19 protein-coding genes and 1 pseudogene are annotated in these 17,600 nt (G+C 73.9%); 13 read left to right on the top strand and 7 right to left on the bottom strand.

Annotated elements, in window-relative coordinates; genetic code table 11:
* The first annotated feature begins 50 nt into the window (after positions 1-50).
* From MOV08_RS40240 to MOV08_RS40225, 4 genes are all read left to right on the top strand, one after another.
* Complete coding sequence (locus MOV08_RS40240) at positions 51-1,163, top strand: prephenate dehydrogenase (RefSeq protein WP_275311126.1); 1,113 nt, start codon at positions 51-53, stop codon at positions 1,161-1,163.
* A gap of 63 nt (positions 1,164-1,226) precedes the next feature.
* Positions 1,227-1,604 (top strand): 5-carboxymethyl-2-hydroxymuconate Delta-isomerase, encoded by a 378-nt coding sequence (locus MOV08_RS40235; protein ID WP_275311124.1) that lies wholly within the window; start codon positions 1,227-1,229, stop codon positions 1,602-1,604.
* Complete coding sequence (locus MOV08_RS40230) at positions 1,601-2,032, top strand: acylphosphatase (protein ID WP_420834254.1); 432 nt, start codon at positions 1,601-1,603, stop codon at positions 2,030-2,032. Before MOV08_RS40235 ends, MOV08_RS40230 begins: the two co-directional genes overlap by 4 nt.
* Positions 2,033-2,296: 264 nt before the next feature.
* The gene (locus tag MOV08_RS40225) at positions 2,297-2,623 is read left to right on the top strand and encodes a hypothetical protein (protein ID WP_039639178.1); all 327 of its coding nucleotides are present in this window, start codon (positions 2,297-2,299) and stop codon (positions 2,621-2,623) included.
* Positions 2,624-2,668: 45 nt separating this feature from the next.
* On the opposite strand, the gene MOV08_RS40220 is transcribed toward MOV08_RS40225, so the two are convergent.
* Together MOV08_RS40220 and MOV08_RS40215 are read right to left on the bottom strand one after the other, a co-directional pair.
* Positions 2,669-3,007: a DUF3040 domain-containing protein gene (locus tag MOV08_RS40220; RefSeq protein WP_275311122.1), complete on the bottom strand. Its 339-nt coding sequence runs from the start codon at positions 3,005-3,007 to the stop codon at positions 2,669-2,671.
* 359 nt (positions 3,008-3,366) lie between these two features.
* Positions 3,367-3,864, bottom strand: a complete 498-nt coding sequence (locus MOV08_RS40215) for a ribonuclease FAU-1 family protein (protein WP_078876095.1) — start codon at positions 3,862-3,864, stop codon at positions 3,367-3,369.
* A 138-nt stretch (positions 3,865-4,002) separates the two neighbouring features.
* Here MOV08_RS40215 and MOV08_RS40210 point away from each other — a divergent pair, with 138 nt between their 5' ends.
* The 4 genes from MOV08_RS40210 (at position 4,003) to MOV08_RS40195 (ending at position 6,445) form a co-directional block, all read left to right on the top strand.
* Complete coding sequence (locus MOV08_RS40210) at positions 4,003-4,740, top strand: Type 1 glutamine amidotransferase-like domain-containing protein (RefSeq protein ID WP_275311120.1); 738 nt, start codon at positions 4,003-4,005, stop codon at positions 4,738-4,740.
* A 136-nt stretch (positions 4,741-4,876) separates the two neighbouring features.
* Positions 4,877-5,074 (top strand): DUF6126 family protein, encoded by a 198-nt coding sequence (locus MOV08_RS40205; protein ID WP_039639173.1) that lies wholly within the window; start codon positions 4,877-4,879, stop codon positions 5,072-5,074.
* Between the two features lie 137 nt (positions 5,075-5,211).
* A complete protein-coding gene (locus MOV08_RS40200; protein ID WP_275311118.1) occupies positions 5,212-5,811 on the top strand; it encodes a SixA phosphatase family protein in 600 nt (199 codons plus the stop codon).
* Positions 5,812-5,908: 97 nt separating this feature from the next.
* A complete protein-coding gene (locus tag MOV08_RS40195) occupies positions 5,909-6,445 on the top strand; it encodes a hypothetical protein (protein ID WP_275311117.1) in 537 nt (178 codons plus the stop codon).
* A gap of 78 nt (positions 6,446-6,523) precedes the next feature.
* Here the strand turns inward: MOV08_RS40195 and MOV08_RS40190 are convergent, their stop codons facing one another.
* The gene (locus tag MOV08_RS40190; RefSeq protein ID WP_203232645.1) at positions 6,524-6,859 is read right to left on the bottom strand and encodes an SHOCT domain-containing protein; all 336 of its coding nucleotides are present in this window, start codon (positions 6,857-6,859) and stop codon (positions 6,524-6,526) included.
* 167 nt (positions 6,860-7,026) lie between these two features.
* Between MOV08_RS40190 and MOV08_RS40185 the strand changes: the two genes are divergently transcribed.
* On the top strand, positions 7,027-8,169 hold the full coding sequence (locus MOV08_RS40185; RefSeq protein ID WP_275311115.1) for a baeRF2 domain-containing protein: 1,143 nt from the start codon (positions 7,027-7,029) through the stop codon (positions 8,167-8,169).
* Positions 8,170-8,228: 59 nt separating this feature from the next.
* Here the strand turns inward: MOV08_RS40185 and ftsH are convergent, their stop codons facing one another.
* Positions 8,229-10,178 carry an ATP-dependent zinc metalloprotease FtsH gene (gene ftsH, locus MOV08_RS40180; RefSeq protein WP_203232644.1) on the bottom strand — a complete coding sequence of 650 codons (1,950 nt, stop codon included), beginning with the start codon at positions 10,176-10,178 and terminating at the stop codon, positions 8,229-8,231.
* Positions 10,179-10,331: 153 nt separating this feature from the next.
* Here ftsH and MOV08_RS40175 point away from each other — a divergent pair, with 153 nt between their 5' ends.
* Positions 10,332-10,907, top strand: a complete 576-nt coding sequence (locus MOV08_RS40175; protein ID WP_052287204.1) for an Rv1733c family protein — start codon at positions 10,332-10,334, stop codon at positions 10,905-10,907.
* 304 nt (positions 10,908-11,211) lie between these two features.
* Positions 11,212-11,685 (top strand): DUF7144 family membrane protein, encoded by a 474-nt coding sequence (locus MOV08_RS40170; protein ID WP_275311113.1) that lies wholly within the window; start codon positions 11,212-11,214, stop codon positions 11,683-11,685.
* A gap of 67 nt (positions 11,686-11,752) precedes the next feature.
* Here MOV08_RS40170 and MOV08_RS40165 read toward each other — a convergent pair whose 3' ends face one another.
* Positions 11,753-12,391, bottom strand: coding sequence for a TetR/AcrR family transcriptional regulator (locus tag MOV08_RS40165; protein ID WP_275311112.1), 639 nt, complete (start codon positions 12,389-12,391; stop codon positions 11,753-11,755).
* A 130-nt stretch (positions 12,392-12,521) separates the two neighbouring features.
* On the opposite strand from MOV08_RS40165, the gene MOV08_RS40160 reads away from it, so the two are divergent.
* A complete protein-coding gene (locus tag MOV08_RS40160) occupies positions 12,522-13,451 on the top strand; it encodes an alpha/beta fold hydrolase (RefSeq protein WP_275311110.1) in 930 nt (309 codons plus the stop codon).
* A gap of 92 nt (positions 13,452-13,543) precedes the next feature.
* The gene (locus MOV08_RS40155; RefSeq protein ID WP_275311108.1) at positions 13,544-14,491 is read left to right on the top strand and encodes an alpha/beta fold hydrolase; all 948 of its coding nucleotides are present in this window, start codon (positions 13,544-13,546) and stop codon (positions 14,489-14,491) included.
* 69 nt (positions 14,492-14,560) lie between these two features.
* On the opposite strand, the gene narJ is transcribed toward MOV08_RS40155, so the two are convergent.
* Positions 14,561-15,151 carry a nitrate reductase molybdenum cofactor assembly chaperone gene (narJ, locus tag MOV08_RS40150; protein WP_275311106.1) on the bottom strand — a complete coding sequence of 197 codons (591 nt, stop codon included), beginning with the start codon at positions 15,149-15,151 and terminating at the stop codon, positions 14,561-14,563.
* A 368-nt stretch (positions 15,152-15,519) separates the two neighbouring features.
* Positions 15,520-17,553 (bottom strand): annotated as a pseudogene (locus tag MOV08_RS40145) (molybdopterin-dependent oxidoreductase); the annotation flags it as partial.
* Positions 17,554-17,600 lie beyond the last annotated feature (47 nt).

The following is a 17,600-nucleotide window of genomic DNA, read 5'->3' as shown; positions in this document are numbered from 1 at the left end:
ACACCGCCCTGCTCTGCCACCCGCCCCCCTCACGGCCGAGGAGCGCCACCTTGGACACCGCCGCAGTCGTCGGCACCGGTCTCATCGGTACTTCCATCGCCCTGGCACTGACCGCACGCGGAGTGACCACCCATCTGATCGACCACGATGCCGACCGCGTCCGGATCGCCGCCGCGCGCGGCGCCGGCATCCCCGGGCCCCCGTCCGAACCGGCGGATGTCGCCGTGATCGCCGTCCCGCCGTCGCACACCGCCCGGGCCGTCGCCGACCACCAGAAGGCCGGACTGGCCCGCGTCTACACCGACGTGGCGAGCGTCAAGGCCCTGCCGCACGCCGAGTGCCTGGCCCTCGGCTGCGACACCACCACCCTGATCGGCGGGCACCCGCTGGCCGGCCGGGAACGCTCCGGCCCGCTCGCGGCCCGCGCCGACCTCTTCCAGGACCGCCACTGGGTGCTCACCCCCACCCCGGAGACCCGTGAGTCCGCCCTCAACCGCGCGCTGGAACTCGTCTCGCTCTGCGGCGCCGTGCCGGTGCTGCTGGATCCGCCCGACCACGACCGCGCCGTGGCCCTGGTCTCCCACCTCCCCCACCTCATGGCGGCGCTCACCGCCGCCCGGCTGCGGGACGGCGAGGAGTACGCGGTCCGGCTCGCCGGGCGCGGCATGGGTCACGCCACCCGGGTCGCGTCCGGCGACGCCGGGCTCTGGGCCGACATCCTCGCCGCCAACGCCGCCGCCCTCACCCCGCTGCTGACCGAACTCAGCGCGGACCTGGCGACCGCCGCGCACGCCCTGTCCCGCCTGTCCGCCGCCGACCGGGAGCCGGACGCCACGGCCGACGCACTGGCGGACCTGACCGCGCTGCTGCGCCGCGGCGTCGAGGGGCGTGCCCGCATCGCGCCCTCGTACGGCGGCACCGCGGCACACCCCCACACCGTGCTCTCGGTCGCCCTCGGCGACCACGGCCGGCCGCTCGCCCGGCTCCTCGACGACGTGGACGAGGCGCAACTGCACCTGGAGGGGCTCGACCTGGAGGGCGCGACGGTGCCGGGCCCCCGGTCCCCGTCGGCCCCGTCCGGCTCCGTACGGCTCAAGGTCGCCCCGGACGTGGCACGCCCACTCACCGAGGCCCTCCGCAACCGCGGCTGGGCGGTCCACTGACGCCCCGGCCACGCCATCCCTCCGCACCACCCCCCCCACCCGCCCCCTCGGAAGGAAATCCCCATGCCGCACATCCTCGTCGACCACGACGCGACCCTGCGGGAGTTCCTCGACACCCGCCGCTTTGCGCACGAGCTGCACGCGCTCGCCGCGAAGACCGTCGACGGCATCACCATCGAGAGCTGCAAGACCCGTTTCCGCTGCGTCGAGGAGGTGGTCATCGCCCATGACGCTCCCCGACAGGCCCTGATCCACGTGGACTTCGCGATCCTGCCGGGCCGCACCACGGAGACCAAGACCGCACTCGGCCAGGCGGTGCTGGACCTGGTACGCGCCCACACGGCAGCGGCGACGCAGCTGACCGTGCACGCCTCCGTCGAGGTCCGCGATCTCGACGCGGCCTACACCAAACACGTGACGCCGGCCGGCACCGAGCGGTGACGCTTCCCCACCTCCTCGCCGAGGGCCTGGACGACCCCGTCCAGGCCCTCGGCCGCCCCCGGCGGACAGTCCGGCAGGCAGCCGGAGGCACGCCGGTCGCCGCGGTGTCGTACTCCCGCCCGGCCCGTTGCCCTACAGTCCTGCCCATGGTGCGGAAGCACGTCATCGTGTCCGGACGGGTGCAGGGAGTCTTCTTCCGGGACACCTGCCGCCAGAACGCTGTTGCACAGGGCGTCACCGGGTGGGTGCGCAACCTGCCCGGCGGGGACGTCGAGGCGGTCTTCGAAGGCCCTGAGGACCGCGTCACGAGGATGGTCGACTGGGCGCACCAGGGGCCCCCGGCCTCGGCCGTGACGGAGGTCGAGGTGCGGGACGAGGAGCCGGAGCGCCTGAGCGGTTTCGAGGTCCTCCCCACTCCTCGCGCGTGAAGCCCCACGTCCCCCTACACGGCGCATCGCCCGGCCAGCCCCCTCGGACGCCGCCTGGAGTAGCGCCGCCACACCATCGGCGGTGAACTGATGCGGGGCACTGCCCGCCGGTCAGGCGCGGCGCCCGGGCATCGCGGTCGCGCGACACCGGCGCCAGGCACAGGCCGGACACCAGGCAGAAACCGGACCGCAGGCCCCGGACGTCCTTCGGCGCCGGCCGACGCCGCCGGTCCCGGACACCACAGACAGAGCGAGGAGATTCCCATGCCCGCCGGTTCGAGCAGGAAGCGTGAGCGTCAGTACGAACACATCAAGGAGAGCGCGGAGCGGAGGGGCGAGTCCCCCGAGCGGGCCAAGGAGATCGCGGCGCGGACGGTGAACAAGGAACGGGCGCGTGCCGGCGAGTCCCGGACCGCGAGCCGGGTCTCGACCCAGGACCCCAAGTCCGCCTCGCAGCGCGGCGGCGAGCGCTCGCACCAGGGCGCCCAGGGGCCCACGAAGGACCAGCTGTACGAGGAGGCCAGGCGGCGGCACATCGACGGCCGGTCGTCGATGAACAAGGAGGAGCTGCGCAGGGCCCTCGGCCGTTGACGCGGTTGCCCCTTCGACCGTCGGCGCTCGCCTGTGGTCCCGCGGTCAGTCCGCCGGCTCCGGATCGTCCGTGCTCAACGGCCTCGCCCACCGGTCCACGAGCCGGGCCAGGCAGGCCAGCGTGAGGCCCCAGAGCGACGCGCACACCGAGGTCATCGCCGTCACGGAGGCCGTGGCGGCCGAGGCCAACAGGCCCCGCAACAGCACGCCCAGCGCACGCACGGCAGGAGCGCCGCCCTGCCCTTCCGACTGCGGTTCCTGCGGCGGCGGGACGTCCCAGCGCATGGTCGTCAGGCGCCGGTCCAGCTCCGTGTCCTCCGCCCGCAGGTCCTGTTCGATCTGTGCCAGGAGGAATTGCTCCCGGCGGGAGAGTGCCTCAGTCATAGCGGTACTCCTCCGTGAGACCGCCCCCGCTCCTTCCACGCTGCCTCCCACTGTGAGCCCGGCCCGCCGACCAGGCAATCGGTGCGCCCAGGCCACCGCCCCGCGCCATGTGCCGGCCAGCGCCCGGCCAGGCATCGCCGCAACGGCGGTGACCTGCGCCGATACCGCCGTCACGGGCTCCTGACGACACCGTTCCGACCGCGGCAACGGAGTGGGCCGACGGCGCCGCGCACGGGCCTCCGCACCGACATCGACACCACGACACCAGGCACCAGGCACCAGGCACCAGGCACCAGGCACCAGGCACAGCTTCGGCCGTTGCGCAAGTCGACGGACCGGCGGCGGGCGGGCCGGCCGGGTCAGAGCGTGCCCAACTTTCCGGCGCGGGCGAGGTCTTCGAGGGTGTCCAGGGACTGCCGCGCCCGGGCCGCCGCGGCCGGATCGCGGTGCTCGATGCCGCTCTGCGCGAATTCGTCCTCGTCCAGGCGGAGCACGGTCGCGCCGTCCGCCGACTGCCACAGGTCCAGGTCCAGGTCCTCGACCGCGATGCCGTCCGGGCCGATCTCCGCGGGGCGCGTCACATCGCAGTACCAGCCCTTGACCGTGCCGTCGCCGGCCCGGACCTCCTTGACCGCGTACCAGCGGTCGCGCCAGTAGTGCTCGGTGAAGACATCGCCCGGCTCGAACCGGACGAAACCGAAGTCCCGGGCGGTGGGCCGCGCCCAGAGGGCCCGTACGACGGCGTGCACACCGTCGTCGTACACGACGGTCGCGGGGTACCGCACCTTGGTCCGCCCCGCCTTCACCAACGTGACGTGCACTTCGCCGCCCACCGACAGCACCGCCCCGGTCACCACAGCTCTCCCGCCTCCCGGACTCACGAACTCCGCACGGATCGCAGGCACTTTCTCCCGGACCGGGGCGACGGGGCCACCTCTTTTTTCCCGGCACGGGGCCGTGGCACCGCCCCGGCGCCCACCAGTAGGGTCGTGATCATGACCGCACCGACGCCGACCGTTCTCGCCACCTCCGGAGGGCACCGCACGGGTGGCCGCACCATGGTGACGTTCAACTCCCTGGTGCACCACGCCGTCGAGCTCTCCGGCGCCCACGGCCGCCGCCCCCGCGTCATGTACGTCGGCACGGCCATCGGGGACGCCGAGCACTTCACCTCCCGGATGACCGAGGCCGCCCGGGTGGCCGGGTTCGACCTGACGCCGCTGCACCTGTTCCCCATGCCGAACCTCGACGACGTCGAGGGCGCCGTCCTCGATCAGGACGTCGTCTGGGTCATGGGCGGCTCGGTCGCCAATCTGCTGGCCGTGTGGCGCGTGCACGGGCTGGACCGCGTCATGCGGCGGGCATGGGAAGCCGGGGTCGTGCTGAGCGGGGTGAGCGCGGGTTCCCTGTGCTGGTTCCAAGGGGGCGCGACCGACTCGTTCGGACCGGAGCTGCGGCCCGTCACCGACGCCCTCGGCTTCCTGCCCTACGGCAACGGCGTCCACTACGACGTCGACCGGGGCCGCCGGCCGCTGACCCACCGGCTGGTGGCGGACGGCACCCTGCCGGTGGCGCACTGCACGGATGACGGCGTGGGGCTGGTCTACCGCGGCACCGAGCTGGTCGAGGCCGTGACCGAGGTCCCGGGCAAGGGCGCCTATATCGTCACGCGCGACGGCGACGCGGCGGTGGAGGAGCGCATCGAGCCCCGTCGGCTCCCCGCCGTGTCCTAGACTTGCGGGGTTTCGCCATTCTTCTCTCATGCCTGGGGGACGGCCACGGGCGGGGGACGGGGACGGGCAGGTCCGCCGGTCCCACCGACCACGACCGCGCTGCCCGGCTCCCGGATACGGACAGCACGAGCACACCATGACCGACGACCACAGCACCGGACGGCCCACCGACGCGGCGTCGTCCGCGCCCGATCCCTCCTTCGGCGGCGGGATGTCGGAGGCCCGGAAGGAACGCGGGGCGTCCGTGCGGGTCTTCCTCTACATCGCCGGGAGCCATCTCCTCCTGGGGTTCATGGCCCTGCTGTTCTATCTGGGGTCGCACGCGCAGAAGTAGCGGGCCGGGCGGAAGCAGTGCGGCACCGCGACGGCGGCGGCCGGGCGGCGGGCCGAGCGGTGCTGCGGATGCCCGGGACAGTGCCGCGCCGGGCCGGGTAGCCTGCGGGGGTCGTCCCTACTCCAGCGAGTTGTTGCATGCATGCCTCCGATGACACGTCCACCCGCCTGATCGTGCTGCGGCACGCGAAGTCCGCCTGGCCGGAGGGTGTTTCCGATCACGAGCGGCCGCTCTCGGGCCGGGGACGGCGGGACGCGCCGGCGGTCGGCCGGTGGTTGCGGCAGCAGCGCTGCGTGCCCGACCTGGTGATCTGCTCGACGTCCCGGCGGACCCGAGAGACCTGGGAGTTGGTCGCCGGGGAGCTCCAGCCGGAGTACGCGCCACCGGCGACCCGAGGGGACCATGCGGCCCCGGTGGCCCCCGTGGCCCCGGACGTGGTCTTCGAGCCCCGGATCTACGCGGCGAGCGCGTCCGCCGTGCTGCAGGTGCTGAGCGGGATCCCGGAGCGGTGCCGGACCGCGTTGGTGATCGGCCACCAGCCGGCCGTGCAGGACCTGGTCCTGGCGCTGGCCGGCGAGGAGGGGGACGGTGAGGCGCTGGAGCGGGCCGGCGGGAAGTTCCCCACCTCGGCGGTGGCGGTGCTGGCGCTGCCCGGCGGATGGGCCCGCCTGGAGCCGGGCGCCGCGGCGCTCACCGCCTTCGCCGTGCCCCGTGGTCCGGCGCCGGGCGACCACTGAGCGGTCCGGCCGCCGTCGGGCGACCTTTCACCCCCATGGTCCGACGCCGCACGAGCCCGCCGTGCGGGCCGGGGGGTCCGCGGCGATTCTGTGGGGCATGGCGGATGGTGCAGGCGCGGACGACCAGAGCCGGGAAGCCCTCCGGCGGCCGGAGGAGCCGCCGGCGGTACCCACCGACTACGACGGTGCGGTCTACGGCTCCCTCCAGGCCGCGTCCGTCGTGGCCGGCGCCGCCACGTTCGGACCGTTCCCCCGGGTGGGACTGGTGCTCCTGCTGCTCGTCACGGGGCTGGTCTTCTGGATCGCGCACGTCTACGCGCGGCTCGTCGGCGAGCTGGCGACCTACCGGCACCTGACGTGGCACAGGGTCCGGCATGTGGCGGTCCACGAGTGGCCGATCGCGCAGGCGGCGCTGGCACCGGCCGTCGCGGTGGCGATCAGCCCGCTGCTGCGGTTGAGCCTCCAGGACACCGCGTGGTTCGCGCTCGCCGTCGCCGTGGCCGAGCAGATCGGCTGGGCGACCAGGGCCGCGACCCGCGCCGGGGCCTCGCGGGCCCTGGTGGTGGCCTCGGCCGTCGTGAACCTGATCCTCGGCCTGGTGATCGTGCTCCTCAAGGCGCAGCTACAGCACTGAGGAGCCGGCCCTGGGGCCGGGGAGAGCGCGGAACCTGAGCGCCGCCCGTGCTGCCCGGGCGGGTGGGACGCGTCGCGGTCACGGTCCCGGGGCGTCCGGTTGCTTCGGTCCGCCCGGTGCGGAGCGGAGCACGGCCAGCCGCCGCTGGTACTCCTCGTCCTCGATCTCCCCTCGGGCGTAGCGCTCGGCGAGGATCTGCTCCGCCGTGGGCGCCCCGCCGGGCGGGGGACCTTCGTGGTGCCAACCGGGATAGCGGCGGCCGGGCCCGCCCCAGCCGGACGGGCCGGGACGGACCAGGGCGCGGAAGAGCAGGATGCCGACCGTGATCACCAGTGCCCAGAACAGGACCATGCCGACCGTGGCCGCGAGCCAGCCCCACCCGGCGCCACCGTGGTGGCCGTACCAGAACAACATGGGGACCTCTCCTTCCCGGCACCGGGCGGATACGGGCTCTGAAGAGGGCGGCATCCGCGCGGGTGCCCTCACGTCGATTCTCGCTCGCCGTGGCCGGGCGGGCGCATGCTGGAGGTGAGCGGCGGCGGCTCCACCCGGCCGGGCCCGGTTCGGGTCGGTAGGGCGTGGTGCCGCGCCCTCAGGCCGTCGTGGTGGTGGCGATGCGACTCACCTTCCTGGAACCGCTCTACAAACAGCCGGGCCCGTTCGTGTCCGTCTATGTGGACACCTCGCGGGAGGGCACCGGCGGCGATCCGGACGTCGCCCTCGCACTGCGCTGGCGGCGGTTGCGCGACACCTTGGTGGCCGAGGGCGCCGACGAGGACTCGATCACCGCCGTGGGCGGCACGGTCGGCTGTGACGCCGATGTCCCCGGGGCGCACGGCCAGGCGCTGTTCACCGCGCACGGCGCGCTGGTGCTCCGGGGCGAGCTCCCGGATCCGCCCGTCCACGACACCGCGCACTTCGGGGCGCTGCCCGACACCATGCCCCTGATCGCCCAGCACGCGCCGGAGATCCCGTACCTGGCCGTGTACGTCCACTACACGGGGCGCCACACGGTGGAGGCCGCGGGGCGTGTCCACGTCGAGGCCGAGGCGGGCCGGTGGCCGCTGACCAGGGTCACGCCCGGGGAACGGCTCGACGAGCGGGTGCCGGTCGCCGACTGGCCGCGCGGAGCGGAGCGGCTCGGCCGCCTGCTGGCCGCGCAGGCGCTTCGGATCGGCGCCGAGACGCTGGTGCTCGCCGGTGACACCTGGGCGCGCGGCATCCTGGCCCGCCGGCTGCCGGGACGGCTGCGCGGCCGTGTCACGACGGTCGACGCGGGCGGCGTACCGCGGCCGGGCCGGGCCCTGCTGGAGGGGTGGTTGGAGCGGCTGTTCCGGGGGCGAATGGCCGCGCACGACCAGGCGCTGGTGGGAGCCCTCCTCGCTCAGCGGGCGCGCCGCGGGGCGGCCGCCGAGGGGCTGGCGGACACGGTTGCGGCACTGCAGCGCGGCCAGGTCGGCACGCTCTTCCTGAACGACCGCGGGCACTCGGCGCCGCCGGTGCTGTGGGTGGGGCCGGAGCCGGCGCATCTGGCGCTGACGGAGGGCGAGTTGCGGTCGTACGGCGTGCGCGCCGTCCGCCGGGAGCATGCGGACGCCGCCCTGGCCCGGGCCCTGGTGGGGACGGGCGCGGAACTGGTCCTGGTGCCCGAGCGGTGGCTGCGGCTGCGGGACGGCGCCGGGGCGCTGCTGCGGTACGCGGACTCCCCCGCGTCGTCGCCCTGACCGCGGGGCCGGAGCGGCGGGAACGCCGGGAGGGCGCCCCGGTGCGGGAGGGGACCGGGTCAGAACCGGTCGGCTTCGGGCCCCGGTTCGTGGTGGTCCGGAGAGGCCCCCGGCGCTCGGCGCAGGACGTCGTGGACGACCGCGCCGTCGACCGTCTCGCGGGTGGTGAGCAGGTCGGCGAGGCGTTCCAGGGCCGCCCGGTGGTCGCGGAGCAGGGTGGTGGCGCGCTGTTCCGCGTCGCGGACCAGGCGGGCGATCTCCTCGTCGATCAGGCGCTGGGTCTGCTCCGAGTAGGGGCGGTGCAGGGCCTCGCCGGGGGCTTCGTCGCCGAGGCGGTGCGGCGTGCCGGTGGTGGCGTAGCCGATCGGGCCGAGGGCCGGGGAGAGGCCGAAGTCGCGGACCATGCGACCGGCGATCTGGGTGGCGCCGGCCAGGTCGTCGGCGGCGCCGGTCGAGCCCTCGCCGAAGATCACGAGTTCGGCGGCCCGGCCGCCGAGGCGGACGGCCAGCAGGTCGTTGAGGTAGCCCTCGGTGTAGAGGTGCCGCTCGGCTTCCGGGAGTTGTTCGGTGGCGCCCAGTACGGGGCCGGAGGGCAGGATGGTCACCTTGGCGACCGGGTCGGCGTGTTCGCACAGCGCGGCCACGAGGGCGTGGCCCGACTCGTGGACGGCGACGGCGTGCCGCTCCTCGGGGAGCAGGGCGTTGGAGGACTCCCGGCGCCCGAGCAGGACCCGGTCCCGGGCGTCGTCGAGGTCCTGGGCGGAGATGACGGTGTTGCCCGCGCGGACGGCGTGGATCGCGGCCTCGTTGAGGAGGTTGGCGAGGTCGGCGCCGGAGAAGCCGGGGGTGGCCCGGGCGACGACGTCCCAGTCGACGTCGGGTCCCGGTTTCTTGCCGCGGGCGTGGACGGCGAGGATCGCGGCCCGCTCGGCCTGGTTGGGCAGCGGGACGGTGACGTGCCGGTCGAAGCGGCCGGGCCGGAGCAGCGCCGGGTCGAGGGCCTCGGGGCGGTTGGTGGCGGCGAGTACCACGATGCCGCTGCTCTGGTCGAAGCCGTCCATCTCGGCCAGGAGTTGGTTGAGGGTCTGCTCGCGTTCGTCGTTGCCGCCCAGCCGGATGCCGCCGCGGCGGCTGCCGACGGCGTCGATCTCGTCGATGAAGATGATCGACGGCGCGCGTTTGCGGGCCTCGTCGAAGAGGTCGCGGACCCGGGAGGCGCCGACGCCGACGAACATCTCCACGAACGCCGATCCGGTCACCGACAGGAACGGCACCGCCGCCTCGCCGGCGACGGCCCGGGCGATCAGCGTCTTGCCGGTGCCGGGCGGGCCAACCATCAGCACCCCGCGCGGCCCCTGGGCGCCGACCACCGCGTACCGCTCGGGGTGGCGCAGGAAGTCCACGATCTCGCTGATCTCCTGCTTGACGCCCTCGTATCCGGCGACGTCGTCGAAGCGGGTGGTGGGGCGCTCGGCCTCGATGATCTTGGCCCGGGAGCGGCCGATGCCGCTGAGCCCGCCGGTGAGGGTGCGCGCGGCCTGGCGGCCGGTCCACAGGAACAGCGCGCCGAGGAGCAGCAGCGGCAGGAGCACCGCGGCCAGCAGCCCCACCCAGCTGCCGCCTTCGCTGCTGGAGGCGGTGACGTCGACGTTCTTGGCGCGGAGCTGCTGGGCCAGCCCGGTGTTGCCGAGCGCGGTGGGGATCCGGGTGGTGAATTCGCGGCCGTCCTTGAGCTTGCCGTTGACGCTGCCCTTGTCGTCGATGTCGACGGTCCTGACCTGCCCGGCTTCCACCTTGCCCAGGAACGCGCTGTAGGTGAGGGCGGGGCCCGCGGGGTTGTGCGCCCGGCTGAGCAGGAGGACGAACACCACCAGCAGCACGATCGGCAGCAACCACGGCCGCCACAGCGGAGGCTTCGGCTGGGCCGACGGCTTGGGCGGCTCCCGCGGCGGCCCCGGCTTCGCCGAGCGGGTGGCGTGGCGCCTGGGCAGGCGCACTGCGGTGATCACGGCGGCTCCCTAGGGTTCCGCACTCCTCGGACAGGTTCCGCTCCCCTTCCACGATCGGCTTTTCCGGCCGGTTCCGCAGGGTGGGTACCGCTGCGATGTGGGGTCGGGCGGCCAGGTGTGGGACGCTCGAAGTGCAGGCAAAGGGGGTGTGTGATGCCTCTTGGGAAGCTCCGTCCGCCCTGGCGGCACGGCCCGCTCCGGCGGGGTACGGACGTAGCGCAATCCTGGCTGGTCCTGGCCACGGGCGTGCTGATCGCCGTGGCGGCCCCGACCGCGGGGGTGGTGGCCGGCAGTGTGGTGGACGCGGCGGCCCATCGGCAGAGCGCCGACTGGCAGCCGGTCTCCGCGGTGGTGACGAAGGAACCCGCGGCCCGGGTAAACGTCGACAGCGGTACCGGCACGGGCAGCCGGGTGCAGACGACTGTGCGCTGGACGGCAGCGGACCGCAGCGTGCGGACGGGCGAGACGGTCGTGGCGACCGGCGTCCACGTCGGGGACCACACGACGGTCTGGCTGGACCGGAGCGGGAAGCTGGTGCGGGACCCGGGCACCCCGACCGACTCCCTGGCCGAGAGCGTGGTGGCGGGCACCGTCGTCGCGTCCGGCACCGGTCTGCTGCTCTACGGCGCGGAGAAGGCCGGTGTCCGTCTGCTGAACCGCAGGCGCTACGCCCAGTGGGAGAAGGAGTGGGCGGAGCTGGACACCCGCTGGCGGCACCCGCAGCAGTGAGGGTCCGTGGCGCGCGGTCCGCTCGGGGCCGCGCGGGCGGCTCGCCTGGCGGCTCCGGACCGTCCCTGCCACGCTGAAATGGACGGCTGCCCGCCCGCGGTCGCGTCCGGCCGCCGAGCCGCATCCGCCGAGGGTCACCGACATCGGACGCCGGGTCACCGTCGCCGGTGGTGCGGCGATGCTTCCGACCGAAGTCCCGGCGGCGGCACGGAAGTTCGACGACGCGGCCCGGCCGATGCCGTGGTCGCCGGCCGGCCGGCCCCGGGACCACGTGCCGCGCCGCCCTTCACTCACGGAGGTTCCCATGGCATCAGCAGCAGGTCACCCCGCCGGAACACCGCACCCGGGCTACGGCGGGAGAACGACCGCACCACAGACAGCGGACCGCCACGGCCTGGTGATGTTCGCCGGGGTCATGTTGGGGTTGCTGGCCCTGTTCAACGGCCTCGACGGCATCGCGGCGATCGTCAACTCCCACATCTTCCTGGGCAATGTCGCACTGGTCCTGGGAGACATGCAGGCATTTGGCTGGCTGATGCTCGCGCTGGCGATCCTGCAGGCGGCCGCGGCCGTCGGCGTGCTCACCAAGCGCTCGGAAGCCGCCCGTTGGTTCGGTGTGGCGGTGCTGGGGCTGAACGCCTTCGCCCAGATGTTCTTCATCCCCGCCTACCCGGTGTGGTCGGTGATGATCATCGCGCTGGACGTGCTGGCCATCTACGGGCTGTGCGTCTACGGAGGCAGCACCTCCGCCACGGCCGAGCAAGAGCAGGGAGGTTGAGCAGGGAGGTTGAGCGGAGACGTCGGGCCGGGCCGGTCGGGCCGCCGCGGGCGTCGCCCCGGCGGCGTCACCGCGCGATCCGCTCCGCCAGCGAACTGCCGCCGCGGTCCTTAAAGATCCGGTCCAGATGGCGGTCCAGGACGTCGGCGGCGGTCCGCGCGCTGCGCTGGCCGACCAGGATGCTGGTGCCCAGCCCCGCGGAGAGCGCGAGCAGGCCGACGGCCTCGATGCGGGCGTCCACCCCGGGGCGGGTCAGGCCCGCTTCCTCGGCCTGCCCCAGGAGTGCGGTAAGCCGCTCCTCGGCGGCCTCGGGATCCCGGATGAAGGGCTGCTCGGCGAGTGCCCGGTCGGTCACGGACAGCACCGCGTACGAGGTGTAGACGAGATGGAAGACCCGGCTCTCCTCGTCGAGGGGCAGGGACGCCATCAGGAGCGCCTCGATCACCGTGCGCGGCCCCGGGTGGTCGCCCGCGGCCCTGACCTGCGTTGCGACGCGTTCCCCGAACCGCTCGGTCAGCTGTCGCAGTCCGTGCAGCAGCAGCTTCTCCTTGGTCTCGAAGTAGTACTGCACCAGCCGCAGTGACACGCCCGCCTCGGCCGCCACGTCCCGCATCCCCACGGCGTGCAGTCCGCGTCGCCCCGCGACCCGGAGCAGCGCCTCGGCGATCTCGGTACGTCGTTCGTCATGGTCCACGCGCTTGGGCATCAGCCGCGTCTTCCCTCGTCAGTCGCTTCGGTGTGGGCCCCGCTCAACGCGGGGCAATTTTGATGATACAGCCGTACCAACTTCGTGGTACGTTCGTATCACGAAGACCGAGAACAACGGATCCCCGGAGGTGGCCGTGTCCCAGACCACTGCCCGTCCCCAGGCCGACATCGGCCGCTATGTCAGCGACGCGCTGCGCGAGGAGTACTTCGCGGCGTGCGACGCGCTCTACGCCCTGGGGGTGCCCGCGGCCGCGGAGCAGGAGGTCGAGACCTCCTTCGGCACCACCCAGGTCTACCGGTACGAACCGGCCGACCCCGCCGCCCGCTCCCGCACCCCCGTCGTCCTCGTGCACGGCTCGGGATCCTGCTCCGCCATGTGGTATCCGAACACCCCCGCCCTCAGCGCCGAGCGCCCGGTGTACGCGCTCGACACCCCGGGCGACCCCGGACGCAGCGTGCACCGCGTGCCCATGCACCAACCCGAGCGCGCCGCACAGTGGTTGGACGAGTCGCTCGCCGCGCTCGGCCTCGACCGCGTCCACCTGGTCGGCTCCTCCTACGGCGGCTGGCTCGCCCTGAACCAGGCACACCGCGGGGCCGGCCGGCTGGCCTCGGTGACGTTGCTCGACCCCGGTGGCCTGGAGAAGGTGGGGCTGCGCTTCTTCGTCTGGATCTTCGTCAGCCTCTTCGCGACCTCCGCCCCGAAGGCGCTGCGTCCCCGCCTGGCGGCCTGGTTGGAGCAGCCGGTGCTCGTCGTGCCGGAGCTGCGCACGATGATCAGGAAGGGCGTCCGGGCCTTCCGCATCCGTCGCCCGGCCCCGCTCCCCCTCTCCGACGCCGAGCTGGCCACCATCCGCACCCCGCTCTACCTGGTGCTCGGCAAGCGCAGTCTCCTGGTGCACCCGAAGCGGCAGGTGGAGCGCGTCCCGCGCCTGATAGCGGGAGCGCGCGCGGAGATCGTCTCCGGCACCGGCCACGGACCGCAGATCGACCATCCGCAGGTGGTCAACCGCAGGATGCTGGACTTCATGGACTCCGTCGACCGCGGCACCGGCTGACGGCCCGACGGACCACCGCCCCGGCCGAGGGGCACGGGGGCCGGCCGGAACTCGCGTGCGGCGAGGACCGGCCGGCCGTCATGATGGCGATCATGAACAGATATGTGACCGCCCCCGCCCGACTCGGAGAAACCCCGCTGCCCGATGGGCGGTTGGTGGGCTGGGCCGAGTGGGGACCCGAGGACGGTGTTCCGGTGCTGCTGTGTCCGGGAGCGGCGACGAGCCGTTGGCTCGGCTTCGGACCGGACGTGGTGGCCGCACGGGGGCTGCGACTGGTGTCCCTGGACCGCCCCGGACTCGGTGCCTCGACCCCGCACCCGGGGCGGACCTTCGCCGATTTCGCCGCGGACGTCCGGCACTTGGCGGCGCGGCGCGGCCTGGGGCGTCCACCGGTGGTCGGCAACTCGCAGGGCGCGCCGTTCGCGTTGGCCTGCGCGGAGGCGGACGTGGTCGCCGCGGTGGCCGTCGTCTCGGGGGCGGACGATGTCGCATCGGCCGTCGTACCGGCGGCCGTATCGGGCGCACCGGCCGACGAGGGCCGGCAGCCCGACGAGCCCGCGGCGACCGGATTCGCCGCGGCCGTGCCCGCACACCTGCGGGAACTCGTCGAACGCACCGCCGCCGACCCGAGGGGCGCCGAGGAGTTCTTCGCCGGCTTCACGGCGGACGCGATGGCACACCTGGTGCGGACCAACAGCCCGGCGTGCGACCTGGCCGTGTACCAGGATCCCGGGTTCGACGCCGCGTACCGCCGGGCCCTCGACGAGGGCTTCGCCCAGGGAGCCGCCGCCGGATATGCCCGCGACGCCGTACTCGCCATGAGCCGCTGGCCGTTCGCCCTCGACCGGATCACCGTCCCGGTGGACCTCTGGTACGGCGCACACGACGCCAGTCACTCCCCCGACCACGGGGCCCGCCTCGCCACCCGGATTCCCGGCGCGCGCCGCCATGTCGTACCGGGGGCGGGCGGCTCCCTGCTGTGGACCGACCCGGGACCGATCCTCGCCACCCTCCTCGACAGGGCCGCGGGCAAGGGCTGATCGGCCCCTTTTTCTGCCGGCGGCTGCACGGGGTGCGGGCGCCCCACAGGGCGATGCGCACGTGCGTGGTCACCGACGGACTCCTTCGTCGCCCGGGGCGGTCAGGATCGGGAAGGGAACGGGGGCGCTGTCGTCCGGTGCGGGCATCGGGCGCGGGCCGGCGGGCAGCGTGGACCGGACGGCTCGCAGGACGTCGGCGTAGGGGCTGCGGTGGGCGTCGAGTGCCTGGGCGAGCAGCTCCACCGCACCGCGGTACTGGTGGAGCAGGGGGGTGCCGGCCTGCGGACAGCGGGCGGCGAATTCGAGCATGGCGGGGAGGAAGTCGGGGAGTTCGCCGCCGTCGGGTTCCCAACCATGGGCGCGATAGTGGGACTTGAGCCCGGCCAGGGAGGCGCCGCGACGGCGGGTGTCGCCGTCGGTGTAGTGGGTGAGGTGGAGGGTGCGGCGGCGGCTCCGGTCGAAGGTGGTCACATAGCGCGCGGCCAGGTCGAGGGGCGGGTCCTGGGCCGCGCCGCGACAGAAGCCGAGCAACAGATCGGCCTCGGGGCAGCGCAGTCGGGTGAGCACCGCGGTGACCTGGGCGACCCGCTGCGGCCAGTCGGGTCCGGGATAGGAGAGGAGCAGGGCGGCGGCCTGGTGCACGGCCCGGTGGCGGTTCATCGGCTGCCGCCGTCCGTGTCGCGGGGCGGGAAGAGGCCGCGTGGCCGGCCCCGGCCGTTCCAGTTCAGCAGGTTGATCCGCCCGCCCGATCGGCCCGCCGGCGCCCCGGTGGCGGCCACCGGTGGCGCGTGGAAGGACTCCGCCTCGTACATGCCCGGCCCACCCTGTCCGTCCAGGCGGCAGCCGAGCCCGTCGAGGTCGGCATCCCGATCGCCGTCGGCCGCGTAACCGGTGGGGATGACGTACCGGTCCTCGTACTTGGCGAGGGCCAGCAGTCGGTACATCGCCTCGACGGAGGGCTCGTCCATGCCGACGCCGCGGGCGATGTCCGGGTCCCGTTCCTCGCCGAGGTTGATGCGGCGCAAGGCCAGACGCCCCGCGGCGAGTTCGGCGGCGGCCCACTCGCCCGGTTCGTGGCCCGAGTCGTGCGCCCGCCGACCGAGGTCCAGCGGGTTGGCGGTGAAGGCGGGGGCGGACGGCATCCAGCCCAGTCGCATCGAGCGGGCCACCAGATCGGCGGTGTGCTGTCCGGCGAACGTCCCGCGGGCGGTCGGTGCGGCCAACGCACCGGCGTCCTGGCCGTCGTAGCGCCACTGGTCGGTGTGCAGGTACCAGTAGGGCGTGCCGGCCATCTGGCGGGCCGGGCGCACCCAGTCGGCCGCGGACTGGACCTGTTGCCAGCCGGCGTACGGGCGGACCTTCTCCTGCCCCACGTAGTGGGCCCAGCCACCGCCGTTCACGCCCTGGCAGCCGGTGAGCAGCAGCAGCGTGAGGAAGGACCGGTAGATGGTGTCGGAGTGGAACCAGTGGTTGGTGCCGGCCCCCATGACGATCATGCAGCGGCCACGGGTCTTCTCCGCCGTGTGCGCGAACTCGCGTGCCGCGCGGACCACCGCCGCGGCGGGCACCGAGGTGATCGTCTCCTGCCAGGCCGGGGTGTAGGGCCGGGTGGCGTCGTCGTAGCCCTCGGGCCAGTCACCCGGCAGTCCGGGCCGGGCGACGCCGTACTGGGCGAGCAGCAGGTCGAAGACGGTGGTCACCCGGCGTCCGGCGATCTCTCGCACCGGGACGCCGCGCGGCACGACGCCGGGGTCGTCGAAGCACGGCAGCAGCACCCGGGCGCGGTCCCCGCCCTCCTGGAGGAAGGACAGCGCGGGCTCGATCCCGCCCAGGTCGAGGTTCCAGCGGCCGGTGCCGCCCTTGGACCAGCGGTCGCCGAGGGTGCCGTTGGGGACGACGGGCCGCCCGGAGGCCGCGTCGAGCAGCACCGGCTTCCAGGACGCCGCCGCCTCGTCGTCCGTGTCGAGCCCCAGGTCCGCGGCGGTGAGGAACTTCCCGGGGACGAACTCGCCGTCCTGCTCCTGGAGTTCGACCAGGAACGGCAGATCGGTGAACTGCTTGACGTACTCGGTGAAATACGGGACCTGCCGTCGGACGAAGCACTCGGCGAGGACCACATGTCCCTTGGCCATGGCCAGCGCGCCGTCGGTGCCGGGGTGCGGGTGCAGCCACTCGTCCGCGAACTTCGTCGCGTCCGCGTAGTCCGGGGAGACCACGACCACCTTCTGGCCCCGGTAGCGGGCCTCGGCCATCCAGTGCGCGTCCGGGGTGCGGGTCACCGGCACGTTGGAGCCCCACAGCATCAGATAGGCCGCGTCCCACCAGTCGCCGGACTCGGTACGTCCGTCTGGTCGCCGAAGACCTGCGGCGAGGCGATGGGCAGGTCGGCGTACCAGTCGTAGAAGGAGACCATCGGCGCGCCGATCAGCGCCATGAACCGCGCGCCGACCGCGTGCGAGGCCATCGACATGGCGGGGATCGGCGAGAAGCCGGCGACCCGGTCCGGGCCGTGGGCGGCGATGGTGTGGACGTGGGCGGCGGCCGCGATCTCAGGGCCTCGTCCCATCCGACGCGCACCAGGCCGCCCTTGCCCCGGGCCGACTGATATCGGCGTCGCCTGGCGGGGTCCCCGGTGATCTCGGCCCAGGCCGCCACCGGGTCCCCCAGGCGCCTGCGCGCCTCGCGGTAGAGCTCCAGCAGCACCCCGCGCACATGCGGGTAGCGCACCCGGGTCGGCGAGTAGGTGTACCAGGAGAACGAGGCGCCCCGGGGGCAGCCGCGCGGCTCGTACTCGGGCCGGTCCGGGCCCACTGACGGGTAGTCCGTCTCCTGGGTCTCCCAGGTGATGACGCCGTCCTTGACGTACACCTTCCACGAACACGAACCGGTACAGTTCACGCCGTGCGTGGAGCGGACGACCCGGTCATGGGCCCAGCGCTCGCGGTAGGGCGTGTCATTGACACTCTGATCGGTCCGTACACCGCCCGCAGGTCCGAGGTCGTGGGAGACCGGCGCAGGGCCGTGCCCACCTTCAGCAATTGCTCCGCGGCCACCGCCGCGATCCGTTCGGCTTCCTTACGGGCACCGCGTCGTACCACCACCGTCGCTC

Origin of the sequence: Streptomyces yunnanensis (assembly GCF_029011865.1) — a bacterium.
GTDB classification, from domain to species: Bacteria; Actinomycetota; Actinomycetes; order Streptomycetales; family Streptomycetaceae; genus Streptomyces; species Streptomyces yunnanensis.
This window is presented reverse-complemented; position numbering and strand designations above follow the sequence as displayed.